Raw genomic sequence first — 14,571 nt, 5'->3', positions numbered from 1 at the left:
GCCTTCCATGATCATATTGGCATCGGTTTCATCGTTTTACAGCATCAATAGAGATGCTTGCCTGAATTCATGAAAGAGCTTACAAAAGTTGGCGGAAAAGCCGGACTTTCGCCCGGCATTCTTCTATTTTCGGCACACAAGCTCCACTAATGTTCGGGTAATGGAGCCAGTAGCTCCCTTAGGCTCAAGCGCTTTATCTTCCTCCAGCCAGCTGGAGCCGCCAATATCCAGATGCACCCAAGGCAAACCTTCAGCAAAATGCCCGATAAACAAACCGCCCGTCGTGGCTGCTCCATAGCGTCCGGCGCCATTGCGCAAATCGGCGGCGACGCTTTTCAGCGGCTTCCTGAATTCGGGATACACAGGCAGCTCCCAGACGCGTTCTCCGGCACGATCTGCGGCAGCCATTATTTCCTTCAGCAGCTCGGGGTGATTGGTAACGGCGCCAGTCGCCTCATAACCGAGCGTTTGCATGACGGCTCCCGTTAACGTAGCAACATCGACCAGACGGGTCGCCCCCCTGCGTATAGCTGTCGTCAAACCGTCCGCCAGCACTATGCGGCCCTCCGCATCCGTGTTGACCACTTCTATGGTGTAACCGCTCATCGTAGTCAGAACATCGCCAGGCTTTAATGCGCGGTCCGACGGCATGTTTTCGGCGGCAGGAATAACCGCCACAATATTGGCCTTTGCCTTCAATTCCGCAACCGCCCGCAATGCGCCAAGCACGGCTGCCGCGCCTCCCATATCGGAAATCATCTCCTCCATGCCTGGAGGGCTCTTGAGCGAAATGCCGCCGGTATCAAACGTAATGCCTTTGCCGATCCATCCCCAAACCTCGTCGCTATCTGGATCTCCTTTATAATGAAGCACGATCATGCGGGGCGGATTGACGCTGCCTTGCCCTACGCCAAGCAAGCCGCCCATGCCTTGCTCCGCTGCCGTCCATTCATCGATAATTTCAACATCCAGCTCATATTCATGAGCCAGTTCCTCAGCAAAAAAAGCCAGCCGCTCCGGAGTCAGATCATTGCCGGGCAGATTAGTCAGGTCGCGCGCATAAGCAACAGCCTCCACGATGACAAGTCCGCTCGCGATTCCTTGCTCCCACTCCCCTTGCGGAGCCAGCTGCTGCAATCCGGCATCCGGTACAAGGCCCACATGCAGCGGCTGATAACGCACTGCCGGTTCCCTTTTGAGCGGAAGACGGTCATGCAGCGCAAGCAGCAGCCCTTCTGTCAGCGCTTGCGACACGGCTGCCGCTCCCAGTGCCTTTACTTCCTCCTGCAAAATAGAAGCCCGCAAATCGAAGGAGGCCGTCTCTGCCGCCAATGCTTTCAGCTCCTTTGCCGCTGCCGCTGCCGCAAGCCGCAAGCCCTCGCGGCCTTCTCCCGGCTTATAGCCTACAAATAGCACATAAGGCATTTTGAACAAACCAAGCGTAGGCGCGCTAAACGCCTGCTCCGGCTTGCCCTTGAACAGCCCCCTGGACACCGCTCTCCTTAGCTCGGCGTCGATATGCTCCTGCACCAGAGGCGTTGTTCCCCCGGCTTCCTCCTCGGTTAAAAAAAGAATATGAACCCCGGCTCCAGCCGCACCAGCGCTGGCTCCGCTTATGTCTGCGGCCGGTTCGCCGTATGTCAATTTCGTTTTTATCATGCCGTTCCCCGCTTTCATTTTTCCCCATAAAAAAGAATCGGAACTTATGCCCCGATTCGATTCTAATCCTTTATTCCGCCAATGGCAAATAAATGATAAATTCCGTGCCGCAGCCTTCGCGGGAGTCTACCCTAATGGTGCCGCCGTGGTTGCGGATGATGCGATAGCTGACCGATAATCCAAGCCCTGTTCCGGCTTGCTTGGTGGTGAAGAAGGGATCGAACAGGCGGTTCATGACGGCCTTGTCCATTCCTTTGCCGTTATCCTTGATTTTGAATTCCACGTATTGACCGTCGCTAGAAAGCGAAATATGTATGCTGCCTCTTCTATCAGACCGGACCTCTTCCACCGCGTCCAGCGCGTTTTTGACCATATTCAGCATAACCTGCTTGACCTGCTTCACATCCACGGCAATAAATGCATCGGGCTCAAGCGATTCAAATGTGATTTCACAATTGCGGAGCAGCGCTTCGCTTTCCGTCAACATGATGACTTCGCGGATCAGACCGTCAACCGAGGTTGCTTTTTTCAATGGCGCGGATGGCTTGGAGGAATTCAGAAACTCATATATGATGTCGTTTGCGCGATCGATTTCTGTCAAAATAATACGAGCGTATTCTTCCTTCCCCACCTCTAGCAGATAGGGGCGAAGGAGCTGAATAAAACCTCTGATGCTGGTAAGCGGATTGCGGATTTCGTGGGCGATTGCCGCGGCTATTTTGCCCAGCATGGCCAGCTTGTCGTTTTGCAGCGCGCTTTGCTCAATTTGCTTGTACTCCGAAACATCCTTGACGCTAATCAGGAAATCGCCGTTTAATTGATCGCCATAAGTAACGGTTGCCAGCAGATGTCTCCCGTCGCGATTCTGAAACTCGTAATACCGGTTTCGCTTGCGGAACATTTCCCGGTAAAGGCGCAAAATGATGCGTTTGGTGCCGATATGCAGGCCCGGGTGAAGCAAAATGCCCCTGATGTTATGGCCAACCAGCTCGTACCGGGATATATTAAGTTCCTTGGCCATTTGCACGTTAATAAACGTCAGGATGCCGTCATCGTCGAACAGCGCAATTCCGCTATCCATATGCTGCAGCACGTTTTCATACTTGTTTTTGACTCTTTCGGAATCCGTAGGGTATTGAACCGGCAGTAATCCGTGCACATCCAAAGTTGAGGTTCTGCGGCGCAAGTCGATAATTTCTCCACTGGCGTCAATGCCCACCTTTTCATGCTGGGCAGCGAGCAACTCTTTTAGAAAAGAAAAAGAGTCGTGATAAAGCTTTAACGCATCGTGTGATTCCATATTTGCGGCAAGTGTCCCCAGGCATTCTTCATGAACGGCAAAAATCGCTTCAGGATGAAAGTCGTAAAGTTGTTTGCCAAGCTCACTGGCATGAAACAGCGATGCTTCTCCGCCGCCACGAACAAATTCGGCAAGCGCCGGGAAATACCGCTTTCGAATGGCTTGCATCTACTACTCCTCCCCGGCAAAACTATGGATTATGGAATGTTCAAAACACCATACCTCATCATAGGTTTACTTTGCAAGGGCTGTCAATCAGAAATTCTGTCGAATTTTGGTAAAAACAATCATTGACTTACATTTTTCAATGGCGGCCGCCGTTTCCGTGGCCGTTGTCTTTGCCGCCGCGATCGTCCTCCTCGCGGCCCTTGCCCTTGCCGCCGCGATCGTCCTCCTCGCGGCCCTTGCCCTTGCCGCCGCGATCGTCCTCCTCGCGGCCCTTGCCTTTGCCGCCGCGATCGTCTTCTTCGCGGCCCTTGCCCTTGCCGCCGCGATCGTCCTCTTCGCGGCCTTTATCGCCCCGGCCGCCCGGCTTGCCGGATGGCCCTGGCGCAGCCCCTGGGTCCGGCTTGGCCGTTGGGCCGCCGGGACGAGCTGTCTCCGGCTGCAGGACAGGCTTGGCTGCCGGAGATGGCTTCAGCGTAGCAGCGGGTTTATTGCTAGCCGCTGCAGCACTTTGCTCCTGCTGCAAGAGCTCCTGCAGCCGCAGTCTTGTTTCACCCTCGGACTCGCTGTCAACGAGACTTTTGACGCCGCCTATCGGTTCCGTGGCGTCATGAATGGATTGGGAGCGCAGCTCATCCAGCCCTAGCTGGAAGCCTTCGCTTTTGGCCATCAAATAAACGGCCATTTTTCCCGCTGACAAGCCGTTTTCTTCGGCGGCAAGCCGCAGCTCCTCCGGAGCAAGCAAGGTAGTGATATGCACCATTTCGGAAGGCGTACCATGCTCAATCAGCCATTCCTGCAGCTTGTGATCCAGCTTACGCGCCAGCACGGTTTCAAAATCCAGCGCAGAAGAGCTTGAGCTGTTCACCATCATGCTTGTAATAAAAATATCCTTGTAAGGAGTATCCAGATAATGCGTGTCTCCTGCAACGTTCAGAATGGAGGCGGCTACGGATTCAATGTCCATCCCGCGATATTTTATCCCTTCAATAACAATCTCTCCGTCACTGTTCAGGGCGCGCAGCTCGCGCACCTTCTCCGCTTTGTCGATGCCGATTTCGATGCTAGGATTAATATCAATTGTGACATAAGCAACAACGCTCCTTGCGCTGCTTGCCGCATAAACCAGCCATGAAGCCAGCAGCAGGCATAACACGGCAGCTGCCGCGCCATACCGCACAAATCCGCCCCGCAGCGGGAGGCGCAGCCGTTTTCTCTCCGCCTTGGAAGGAATCTCCTCCTCAAATACCATCTCTTCTCCGATTTGGGGATTGCCGCGAAGGGGAGCCTTCAGAAAGCGTCCGTCGCGCGTCATTACAACTGCATGCTTGGAATGGATACTCATGACTACGCCACGTTTCATCGGCTCACCTCCTTCAAGGATTTATTGTCATTTTTTTCGACACGCAAATAATCGTTCATATAGGGATAATTGCCGGATTTAATGATAGCGATCGCAATGATATATTTTCGATTGCGTTCTATCGTTTTTCGGGATACGCTGCCTGCTTCCATCAGATCTTTCACCGGCAGCTTGCCTGTAGCTCTCAATTGCCCCGCCAATTCCACATTTTCAGCTAATTGAATTGCAATAGAAATCAATAGTTCTCTTGAATCGGAATGTTTGGGAGACAGCTCTACAAGCTCCTGAAAGGTAATGCCGAAGCGGCCCAGCTCGCCGTTTAGCTCTGCGATTTCCAAACGGCGAGCCGTTTCGGCTTTTCCCGCTTCATGGGCGGCGATTGACTGCCGCGTCTCCACTATATTATAAACCGCGCCGTCATCGCTTTCATAATCGAACACGCTGTAAGGCACATCCTGGCGATGCTTCTTCTCTTTTCGGGCATAGTCAATAAGCCTGCGCTGAATGACCGTTTTTGCGAAGCCGAGAAAGGATTTGCCTGCGCTGGCGTTGAAGCTGTCAATCGCTTCATTAAACGCCAGCAGCGCAATACTGAATTCATCATCCTTCTTCGGATCGATATAACGTTTGCAGAATTTGCTTGTTAATTTGGCTATGTATGGCGAATAAGCTGCGATTAAGGCATCGCGTCTGCTTTCATCGCCGTTTTTAATTTCGGAAACCGCCTCTTCCGGGCTCGGCGCCTGCTTGGCAGGCCCTTTTTTGGAGGAAGACGATTTCCGCAGAAAACGTTCCAACAGGATCAGCAACAATCGCTCCACCTCGCTACTATATGATTTCGCCTATCTTCTCCGGTTTGCGGGGGTGCAAATGAGAAAACCTTCATTTTTTTTGAATCATCCGCAACATCCTGCCGATTATACACTAATTGCCGGGCCACTCACATCCCTGATTACACCGAAAGCGGCTAAATGAAACAATTCTAATCCGCGAAAACATCAAAAAGACCTCCTGTAAAGGGGAGGCCTTCCATGTTCTGTATATCGGAGCGTGCAATATGGCAGAGACTAAACAGAGGAGCGTCTTTGCATCAGCTTATTGCGGCGCTCATTTAATGAAGCAAGCCGCTTCATCAGCATCACTTGCCAGTCCCTGTCGTTAATGCCTTTGGCGAAGCTGAACAAATCCAGAGCCATATCAATTTGGCTTCGCACAACCTCCATCGGCTCTTCACTTTCATCGTTCACGCAGTTTTCAATCAGGTCCTGCTTCCTTTTTTCTACATAATCCGTAAAATCAACCTCGGCAGCCCCATCGCCAAAAGCATATTCCGCAAGAATGTCATATTCATGCTGGGCAAGATAATGAATGTCCACCCGATGGCATACCGGACAAAATGTAATCGGCACATTATGAACATGCGTACTATGATGCTTCAACGTTCCTTTTGTTCCAATCATGCTGGCCCCGCAGCAAAAGCTCATCGGAAGACCTCCTTCATAATCTGTTGGATGTACTTTCGAAACTGAACTGCAAAACGCCGCTTTCTTCTTAACCTATTCGATATGCCTCCGGCAAATTCCTTCATCCTTCAAGCTTGCTTTTTGATATTCGCCCTTGTCGCTCCCCGCTTATTCCTTAATGGGCAGCTCTCCGGAATAAGGCACAAGCTGGTATAGGGACCATATTTCATCGTTTAACATACGAGCCAGCCAAACATGTTCATTCATAATATAGAGACGGAAAAACGCTGGCTGGCCTTCAATCCGGTTCAGATCATACTGAAGACGAATTGAATAATCCTTAATTTCCGGAATTATATTATCCGGCACTTTGCTTCCAAAGGCTTCAATAAAAGCCTCCGGCTCAATCTCTGATTTTTCATATCTAGCAGACACCAGCGCTTGCCCGCCTTCTCGATCCGTAATCAATAAGCTATCTTTACTAAAGGTATAATATTCAACAAAGTCCGAGCCGGGATAAAAGGAGCTTAATAGATTTAAATATAGCATTTTGTCAAAACGATACGTCTCTCCAATAACGTTAGCCTCTGCCAAGTCAACATATGCAAGCGGGTCCTCCATTCCCAATGCAGCAGGCGTGCTAGAACTACCTACGTTCCCCTTGTCCGCTTGCAGCCCCTTGCTGCCGCTTCCCGTTTCGGAATCTGCCTTACAAGCCACAATAGTCATTACAGTAAGAAAAGCTGCCGCCACTAAAGCCCACTTGTTTGCTTTTTTTAAAATATAGCTTGCTGTCAGCTTCATTTTCATACCATTAACAACCCCTTCTTCCATGGCTATTCCTCCCTATGCGCATCAGTCGGTAGCTTTAACTATCCTCTTCCTTTACTGATATTTCATTACTAATATGACTCATTATTTCATTTCTCCAGCGCCGTACAGGTATTCAAAAAAGAGCTTTATCTACCTCAGACGGATAAACAAAGCTCTCTCAACTTTTTCCAAGACTTAATTCAACATCATAGCAAACAGAAAAAGATAAGTCTATATTTTTATTGCTACATATGCAAAAATATGTATTGAAATCCTATAGGGAAGAGGGAAGGCCAACATGATTCCAGCATGTTTTTCAGAATATAGCTCAAAGATGCCGTTGCTAAATAACGTTGAAGAATGGACCCTGCTAAGGAAATGGTCACTATCAGAGGTTTACAGGGCAACATTAAAAACAGAAGAAACGCTGATCATTAAGTGGGGCGGAAGTGAAATGGCGGGAGAAGCAAAAATTTATCGAAGTTTAGTACAACCTCTGCAGCTCAAGGCCCCGCGAATCTTTGATTTTGTTAGCCTGAAAGACAGCGGAGTCATGATTATGGAGGATGCGGGCGAAAAAAATATAGAGCAGCAGCCGCAGCCTGCCTATTTTCTTGAAGCGGCGAGGGAACTGGCTAGTCTAAGAGCAAGGGCAACTTCAAACTTACAAGGCGGGATGCTTCCAAAGGTGGATTTTGATGCTTACTACGTTTCAATGGACGACATTCTAAAGCTGCTTGATGATCTGCTGAAATCAAACAAACTAGCGGGCGCCAACGTTTTAGTGAAACTCAAGCATGTACTGCCTTGTCAATTAGATAAACTTTATCAAACGGTGCCCATCTCAATCGTTCATCATGATTACCACGCAAAAAACCTGTTAATCCAAAACAATGGCATAATGCCGATTGATTGGTCCATCGCCTATCTAAGTCCCCATCTTGGCGACCTGTATTGCTTGATTAAGGAAGCACAAACATGGAGCAGTCTTACAAAAGAAGATATCATTTCAGCTTACCTTGATGCCGCAGAGCTTGAAATGAAGCAGCTTAACTGGCAATTGCGGATTGGCGGTTTATGCTGGCTGATTAAGACACTGCGCTGGCTTGTTTATGGCGGTACAGATATCATCCCTGGCTCAGACTCCTGGATACCCGATTTGCTCAAGGATGTTGAGCATCTGAATCAGGAGGATGTGTTCAGTTGAGCGACAAAGATAACTCGATGTTGTAGTCTTCCAGCTCATGATCACTGCATGATTGACTTATAGTGAAGCCCGAACATTGAAAAAAAGAGCTGCAGTTATCCACTTGCAGATAACTGTAGCTCTCTTAATAGTTGTTTACATTGTTTTCAATGATATCTGTTCGCTTATTTAGCAACCAGATTGCTTTGGCCAGGTTTCCAGTTAATGGGGCACAATCCGCCGGATTGAAGCGCCTGAAGCACGCGGAGCGTCTCGTCAACGCTGCGGCCTACATCATTATGGTTAACGACCTGGTATTTGATCTCGCCTTCGGGATCGATAATAAACAATCCGCGCAGCGCAACGCCTTCTTCCTCAATCAACACGCCATAATCGCGGGCAACGCTTTTGGTCAAATCCGAAGCAAGCGGGAAGTTTAACTCGCCAAGGCCGTTGTCGCTAACCGGTGTATTAATCCAGGCGCGGTGGCTGTGCTTGCTGTCCACGCTAACGCCCAAAATCTCGGTATTCAATGCCTTGAATTGATCAGCCGCCAGACTCAGCGCCGTAATTTCAGTTGGGCATACAAATGTGAAATCAAGCGGGTAAAAGAAAAATACGAGCCATTTGCCTCTGTAATCGGCAAGCGAAGCCGTTCCGAAATCCCCGCCGTTGCCAGTTGCCGTTTCCATTGTAAAGTCTGGAGCTTTGCGTCCAACTAAACGTTCTGCCATCTGTAGCTCCTCCTATCGTTCTCTATATATTTCGTTTATTTAGTCATTGCCGCAACGATCAGATCGCCCATCGCGGTTGTACCGATAGCTTTGGACTTGTCCACAGCGATATCGCCGGTACGATGGCCTGCATCCAATACGTCCTTCACCGCTTTTTCAATGGAAGCCGCCGCTTCGTGATAGCCAAAAGTCAAACGGAACATCAAAGCTACGGACAGGATGGTAGCAATTGGGTTGGAGATGCCTTGTCCGGCAATATCAGGCGCGGAGCCGTGCACCGGCTCATAAAGGCCAAAGCTGCCTTCACCCAGCGATGCCGACGACAACATGCCGATGGAGCCGGTAAGCATAGCCGCTTCGTCGCTAAGAATATCGCCAAACATGTTTTCTGTAACGATAACGTCAAAGCTGGACGGACGACGCAGCAGCTGCATCGCACAGTTATCGACCAATACATGCTCAAGCTCCACTTCCGGATATTCAACCGCAATCCGGTTTACAACCTCGCGCCACAGACGCGATGTTTCCAGAACGTTGGCTTTGTCGACGGATGCCAGACGCTTGCCGCGTGTCATGGCAATATCGAACGCCTGGCGAACGATACGCTCAACCTCTTGCACATTGTATACGCAAGTATCAACCGCTTCTTCGCCGCCTGCTCCCTCGCGGCGGAATTTCTCGCCAAAATAGATGCCGCCAGTCAATTCGCGGACAACAATCAGATCCGTACCTTCCAATACTTCAGGCTTCAGCGTGGAAGCTTCCTTCAGACAGTCAAATACAGTTGCCGGACGAATATTCGAGAATAGTCCAAGCGCCTTGCGAATGCCAAGCAAGCCGGTTTCGGGACGAAGCTCTTTGGAGTTGTTATCCCATTTAGGGCCGCCAACTGCACCCAGCAGCACAGCATCAGCCTTTTGGCAAATTTCAAGCGTTTCCTGCGGCAGCGGAGTGCCCTTTTCGTCGATGGCAATCCCGCCAAACAAGCCATGCTCCGTTTCAAACTGATAGCCGAACAGCTCTTCTGTTTTTTTCAATACTTTCAGAGCTTCGCCTACAACCTCCGGACCAATACCGTCTCCGCCCAAAACCGCAATTTTTTTAACTTCCGACATATACATTCAACTCTCCTCTTATCATTCTCATTCTATTATCATTTGTACCACAAATACGCGAACAAGACAAAGATATAAATTCTATGAGCTTTATAGTCAAAAGCTATAATCAAGCTCGCAAAAAGCTATCAGCTGGTTAAAAAGTTAATCAATTCGAGCTAAAAATTAAGCCCCTTCACTGGCGGCGGCTTCTTCTCCATTTGGCGATGGAGATAACTTTTCCATCGGTTTTTTTGACTGAATCGCTGATCCACCCGCAATAGCATCTATGTACCCCTCAACCTTCCATCTCTCTTTTTCAGACAGCCGTTTTAGCTTGGCCAGCAATTCAATATCTTCAGGCGTAATGTTATCTCCGGGCATGGTCTGAGGCCAGCGCTTCATGTGGGGTGTTTGAAACTCTTGTCCATTGAGAATCCAGTCAATGGAAACGGAAAAATAACTGGACAATGCGATGAGAGCATCCGCTCCCGGCTTTGCCCGGCCCCGCTCCCAATCGCCGACATTTCCGCGAGAAACCTTGATTTGGGCGGCCAGCTCCTCTTGGCTGATGTCATGTCTTTTTCTCAATTCTTTAATCCGTGTTCCAATTCCCGACATAAAAGCCTCCGTTGTATGGTTTTTCGTGTAAAATCCAGTAAATAATGACGAATAAACCGCCATTTTGTTGACAATGCTCGAATATACGTGTAATCTATAATTAGGCTAATATTTTTCATCATACCAGATATACAGATATACTAACAGAGCAGCATTAACGGGATCGGTCTGTCTTTTCGGCTTGGGCTGGATCTAGCACTTAAACCAGAAACCCGTTTCACAACACCTACATATATCTGGTTGTGAATAAGGAGTGAATTCGGTTGAAGAAAAGGAAACTAACCCCTCTTGGCATGCTCATTCGAAAACGTCTGCTTGATAAGGGACATAGTCAAGCCTGGCTTGCTGAGCATGTAGGAACGACAAAAGTATATTTAAATTACATTTTGCACGGCGAGCGTTCGGGAAAAAAGTATTTGCCCAAAATCCTTGAAACGCTTGAGATTGACCCTGAAAGCGTACAGAATATAGCTTCTTAACGTGCAGTATACCCGTAACGGCCTGCCAACAATCGGTTAAGCGAAAATTTGAAGGAGAGATCCGGTATGACTACAGGCATTACATCGGTCGATAACTCCAATTCCGATATTGAGCAAGACGAGATCGCAAGCTTGTGCCTGAAGCTTCTGAAACGGAAGAGTCCCTCGACTTACATTCACTGTATACGAGCCTCCATCATAGCCAAGCAGTTTGGCCGTGTTATGAATCTGGACGATCAGCATTTAACCCAGCTCATTCAAGGCTGCCAGCTTCATGACATCGGCAAGCTGCTTGTTCCGAATAGTGTTCTGCACTGCAATTGCAAGCTGACAGAAAGGGATTGGGTTATTTTAAAGCTTCACCCCGTATGCGGCGGGCATTTGCTGGATTACAACGGATGCAGACTGGATGAGGCTGTGCGGAATATCGTTATGCATCATCACGAACGTTGGGACGGCTGCGGTTATCCCGATGGGCTATCCGGCTCCCAGATTCCTTATTTGGCCCGAATCTGCTCCGTCATCGACGCCTTTGACAGCATGACATCAGACCGTGGTTATAGGAAAGGCCTCAGCTATATTACAGCGATTCATGAGCTGCAGCGAAACAGCGGAAGCCAGTTTGATCCGGAAATTGTTGAAGCTTTTTTCCATTTCACCAGAGACCCCGGCTTTTTGCCTTTTATCCATAACCTCCCTGCCGCTATTTAAAAGAAACCCCAGCCCTTCCGCTAAAGGGCTGTACGATTAATCATATCACATGAGCTACCTGCCCTGGGACGCCATATATAACTAAGTGAAATATCGTACACACCTCCTCCTGGATATAAAAAAAAGTTGGAACGGAAACTTATGTTTCCTTCCAACTTTTTTTGTGTATGTTTCTAGCGCTGGGGCCTAAATCAAGCTGATATTGTCTCGGCGGCCCGGCGTATTTCGTTTGTCATGCAACCGATTTACTGCATCCAGATAAGCTCTGGCGCTTGCTTCCAATATATCGGTGCTGAGGCCGCGCCCCTGCGCCGATTGCTCATTCTGCTTCAGGACTACATGCACCTCGCCCAAAGCATCCTTGCCTTGCGAAACCGACTTGATGGAATAATCCTCAAGCTCCACCGTTTCCCGTGTCGCTTTATCGATAGCATTATAAATGGCATCGACCGAGCCATTTCCATCCGCTGTTTCCTCGCGAATTTCGCCGTCCGCGGCCCGAATTACAACCGTTGCGTTTGGCGTGGAGCGATTGCCGTAGCTGACCTGGATGGTTTCCAGCGCAAATACCTCCGGCGTATCAATCAAGCGCTCCTCGAGCATTGCACGAATATCCTCATCGCCAACCGTTTTTTTGCGATCCGCCAAATCCTTGAACTTGGCAAATGCATGATTAACGGATTCATCGTCGAGTTCGTAGCCCATATCAATCAGCTTTTCGCGGAAGGCATGACGGCCGGAATGTTTGCCAAGCACCAGCTTGGAATCCTTCAGACCGATCACATCCGGTGAAATGATCTCATAGGTCGTTTTTTCCTTCAGCATGCCGTCCTGGTGAATGCCGGATTCATGAGCGAATGCATTGGCGCCAACTATTGCTTTATTGCCCGGAACGGGCATGCCTGTCAGCTTGCTGACAAGACGGCTGGTTTTAGCAATTTCCTTCAGGTTCAACGTGGTGTGAGCGTTAAAGTAATCCGGACGAGTCGCCAGCGCCATTGCGATTTCTTCTATAGCCGTGTTGCCTGCGCGTTCGCCGATCCCGTTAATGGTACCTTCGATTTGATCAGCTCCATTCAGAATCGCGGCTAGAGAATTGGCTGTCGCCATCCCCAAATCATCGTGGCAATGGGCGCTTAACTGAATTTTTTCGATACCTGGTACATTATCCTTTAACGTTTTGAAAATGTTACCGAACTCCTGCGGGTTCAGATATCCTACCGTATCGGGAATATTGACCACGGTAGCACCGGCTTTAATGGCCATTTCCGTTACCTCACAAAGGAAGTCCAGTTCGGTTCGGCCTGCATCCTCCGGGGAAAATTCGACCTTGTCAAAATAGCGCCGGGCATAACGGATAGCACGGTCTGCCGCTTCCAGCACCTGCTCCTTCTCCATGCGCAGCTTATGCTTGCGATGAATGGGGCTTGTAGCCAGAAACAGGTGGATGCAAGGATCCTGAGCGCCAATAAGCGCTTCCCGCACAGCATCAATATCGCCTTCGCGAGAACGGGACAACCCGATAATGGATGCATTTTTGACTGCGCGCGCTACGGCGTTAACCGCAGCGGAATCTCCAGGAGATGCGGCAGGGAAGCCTGCTTCAATCCGGTCTACGCCAAGCTTTTCAAGCTGTAGCGCAATTTCGACCTTTTCTTTTGTATTCAGGTTGACGCCGGGAGATTGCTCGCCGTCGCGAAGCGAGGTATCAAAAATATAGATTTTACGCATTTCTCCATTGCACCTCCGTGAACAGAATTATCCCGATTGCATACGGAGCGGCCGCAGGCTGATTTATCATAATTCCTCCTGCGGCCGCCCCAATGAACCGGGATCGGTTTTTATTCTATATAAGTGCAACTAAATAGCGTTGGCAGGAGTCCGCCGTGTGAATGGTTCTTCCGTCCTGCTTCTGCCGTTTTTAATTGCACTTATACATGTAGAATGTTTTATTTCTTAATCCAGTGCATCAGCTCACGAAGCTGTTTGCCTGTTTGCTCAATTGGATGAGCAGCTTCGTTACGGCGTGTAGCCGTCAGCATAGCGCGGCCGGATTGGTTTTCCAGGATGAAGTCGCGAGCGAAACGGCCGGATTGGATATCTTCCAGAACACGCTTCATCTCTTTTTTCGTTTCATCTGTCACAATGCGAGGGCCTGTTACATAGTCGCCATATTCAGCTGTATTGGAGATGGAATCGCGCATAGTAGCAAGTCCGCCTTCATACATCAGGTCAACGATCAGCTTCAGCTCGTGAAGGCATTCGAAGTAAGCCATTTCCGGAGCATAACCTGCTTCAACCAGCGTTTCAAAGCCAGCTTTAACCAGTGCGGAAGCACCGCCGCACAATACGGCTTGCTCGCCGAAGAGATCCGTTTCAGTCTCTTCCTTAAAGCTGGTTTCAATAACGCCTGCACGAGTACAGCCGATACCTTTGGCATAAGCCAAACCGATTGCTTTGGCGTTGCCTGTTGCATCCTGATGGATAGCGATCAGGCCTGGAACGCCAAAACCTTCTTGATACGTACGGCGAACCATGTGGCCCGGCGATTTGGGAGCAACCAAAAATACGTCCTTGTCCGCGCTTGGCACGATTTGACCATAATGTACGTTAAAGCCGTGGGAGAACATAATAGCCGCGCCTTGCTTCAGGTTAGGCTCGATTTCTTCTCTATATACTTGGGCTTGCGTTTCGTCTGGAAGCAAAATTTGAACTACGTCAGCAATTTTGGTTGCTTCAGCAACTGTCAAAACTTCAAAGCCGTCTTTTTTTGCAACGTCAGCGGATTTGCCGGGACGAAGGCCGATAACTACTTTCAGGCCGCTATCGCGAAGATTTTGCGCTTGCGCATGGCCTTGGCTGCCATAACCGATTACTGCGATTGTTTTGCCTTGAAGCACGCCTTGATCAGCGTCTTTTTCATAATACAATGTAACTGCCATTTTAATAATTGCCTCCTTTGATTTAACCCTTTTGAACGGGT

14 protein-coding genes are annotated in these 14,571 nt (G+C 49.3%); 3 read left to right on the top strand and 11 right to left on the bottom strand.

All coding sequences use genetic code 11. The features are described from left to right. Nucleotides 1-123: 123 nt before the first annotated feature. The 6 genes from A7K91_RS09830 to A7K91_RS09805 all read right to left on the bottom strand — a co-directional run bounded on the left by A7K91_RS09830 (nucleotide 124) and on the right by A7K91_RS09805 (nucleotide 6,784). Complete coding sequence (locus A7K91_RS09830; RefSeq protein ID WP_068682183.1) at nucleotides 124-1,659, bottom strand: leucyl aminopeptidase; 1,536 nt, start codon at nucleotides 1,657-1,659, stop codon at nucleotides 124-126. 70 nt (nucleotides 1,660-1,729) lie between these two features. Beyond that, a complete protein-coding gene (locus tag A7K91_RS09825) occupies nucleotides 1,730-3,127 on the bottom strand; it encodes an ATP-binding protein (RefSeq protein ID WP_068682126.1) in 1,398 nt (465 codons plus the stop codon). 136 nt (nucleotides 3,128-3,263) lie between these two features. Next, the gene (locus tag A7K91_RS09820) at nucleotides 3,264-4,487 is read right to left on the bottom strand and encodes an anti-sigma factor domain-containing protein (RefSeq protein ID WP_068682124.1); all 1,224 of its coding nucleotides are present in this window, start codon (nucleotides 4,485-4,487) and stop codon (nucleotides 3,264-3,266) included. Next, nucleotides 4,484-5,296, bottom strand: coding sequence for an RNA polymerase sigma factor SigI (sigI, locus tag A7K91_RS09815; RefSeq protein ID WP_245697375.1), 813 nt, complete (start codon nucleotides 5,294-5,296; stop codon nucleotides 4,484-4,486). Before sigI ends, A7K91_RS09820 begins: the two co-directional genes overlap by 4 nt. Before the next feature lie 258 nt (nucleotides 5,297-5,554). Then, the gene (locus A7K91_RS09810; RefSeq protein WP_068682120.1) at nucleotides 5,555-5,971 is read right to left on the bottom strand and encodes a hypothetical protein; all 417 of its coding nucleotides are present in this window, start codon (nucleotides 5,969-5,971) and stop codon (nucleotides 5,555-5,557) included. A 147-nt stretch (nucleotides 5,972-6,118) separates the two neighbouring features. Then, on the bottom strand, nucleotides 6,119-6,784 hold the full coding sequence (locus A7K91_RS09805) for a hypothetical protein (RefSeq protein ID WP_068682118.1): 666 nt from the start codon (nucleotides 6,782-6,784) through the stop codon (nucleotides 6,119-6,121). Between the two features lie 277 nt (nucleotides 6,785-7,061). Between A7K91_RS09805 and A7K91_RS09800 the strand changes: the two genes are divergently transcribed. Beyond that, nucleotides 7,062-7,970 carry a phosphotransferase gene (locus tag A7K91_RS09800; RefSeq protein WP_068682116.1) on the top strand — a complete coding sequence of 303 codons (909 nt, stop codon included), beginning with the start codon at nucleotides 7,062-7,064 and terminating at the stop codon, nucleotides 7,968-7,970. A gap of 164 nt (nucleotides 7,971-8,134) precedes the next feature. On the opposite strand, the gene A7K91_RS09795 is transcribed toward A7K91_RS09800, so the two are convergent. From A7K91_RS09795 to A7K91_RS09785, 3 genes are all read right to left on the bottom strand, one after another. Further along, entirely contained in the window at nucleotides 8,135-8,683 is a 549-nt protein-coding gene (locus tag A7K91_RS09795; RefSeq protein ID WP_068682110.1) for a peroxiredoxin, read from the bottom strand. 35 nt (nucleotides 8,684-8,718) lie between these two features. Next, a complete protein-coding gene (gene leuB / locus A7K91_RS09790; RefSeq protein WP_068682179.1) occupies nucleotides 8,719-9,798 on the bottom strand; it encodes a 3-isopropylmalate dehydrogenase in 1,080 nt (359 codons plus the stop codon). Nucleotides 9,799-9,963: 165 nt separating this feature from the next. Then, nucleotides 9,964-10,398, bottom strand: coding sequence for a helix-turn-helix domain-containing protein (locus tag A7K91_RS09785; protein ID WP_068682108.1), 435 nt, complete (start codon nucleotides 10,396-10,398; stop codon nucleotides 9,964-9,966). A 263-nt stretch (nucleotides 10,399-10,661) separates the two neighbouring features. On the opposite strand from A7K91_RS09785, the gene A7K91_RS09780 reads away from it, so the two are divergent. Next, entirely contained in the window at nucleotides 10,662-10,877 is a 216-nt protein-coding gene (locus A7K91_RS09780; RefSeq protein WP_211274516.1) for a helix-turn-helix domain-containing protein, read from the top strand. 66 nt (nucleotides 10,878-10,943) lie between these two features. Next, entirely contained in the window at nucleotides 10,944-11,588 is a 645-nt protein-coding gene (locus tag A7K91_RS09775) for an HD-GYP domain-containing protein (RefSeq protein ID WP_068682106.1), read from the top strand. 186 nt (nucleotides 11,589-11,774) lie between these two features. On the opposite strand, the gene A7K91_RS09770 is transcribed toward A7K91_RS09775, so the two are convergent. Beyond that, on the bottom strand, nucleotides 11,775-13,319 hold the full coding sequence (locus A7K91_RS09770) for a 2-isopropylmalate synthase (protein ID WP_068682104.1): 1,545 nt from the start codon (nucleotides 13,317-13,319) through the stop codon (nucleotides 11,775-11,777). 218 nt (nucleotides 13,320-13,537) lie between these two features. Then, nucleotides 13,538-14,530 carry a ketol-acid reductoisomerase gene (ilvC, locus tag A7K91_RS09765; protein ID WP_068682102.1) on the bottom strand — a complete coding sequence of 331 codons (993 nt, stop codon included), beginning with the start codon at nucleotides 14,528-14,530 and terminating at the stop codon, nucleotides 13,538-13,540. Nucleotides 14,531-14,571: the final 41 nt, after the last annotated feature.

Origin of the sequence: Paenibacillus oryzae (assembly GCF_001675045.1) — a bacterium.
GTDB lineage: Bacteria > Bacillota > Bacilli > Paenibacillales > Paenibacillaceae > Pristimantibacillus > Pristimantibacillus oryzae.
This window is presented reverse-complemented; position numbering and strand designations above follow the sequence as displayed.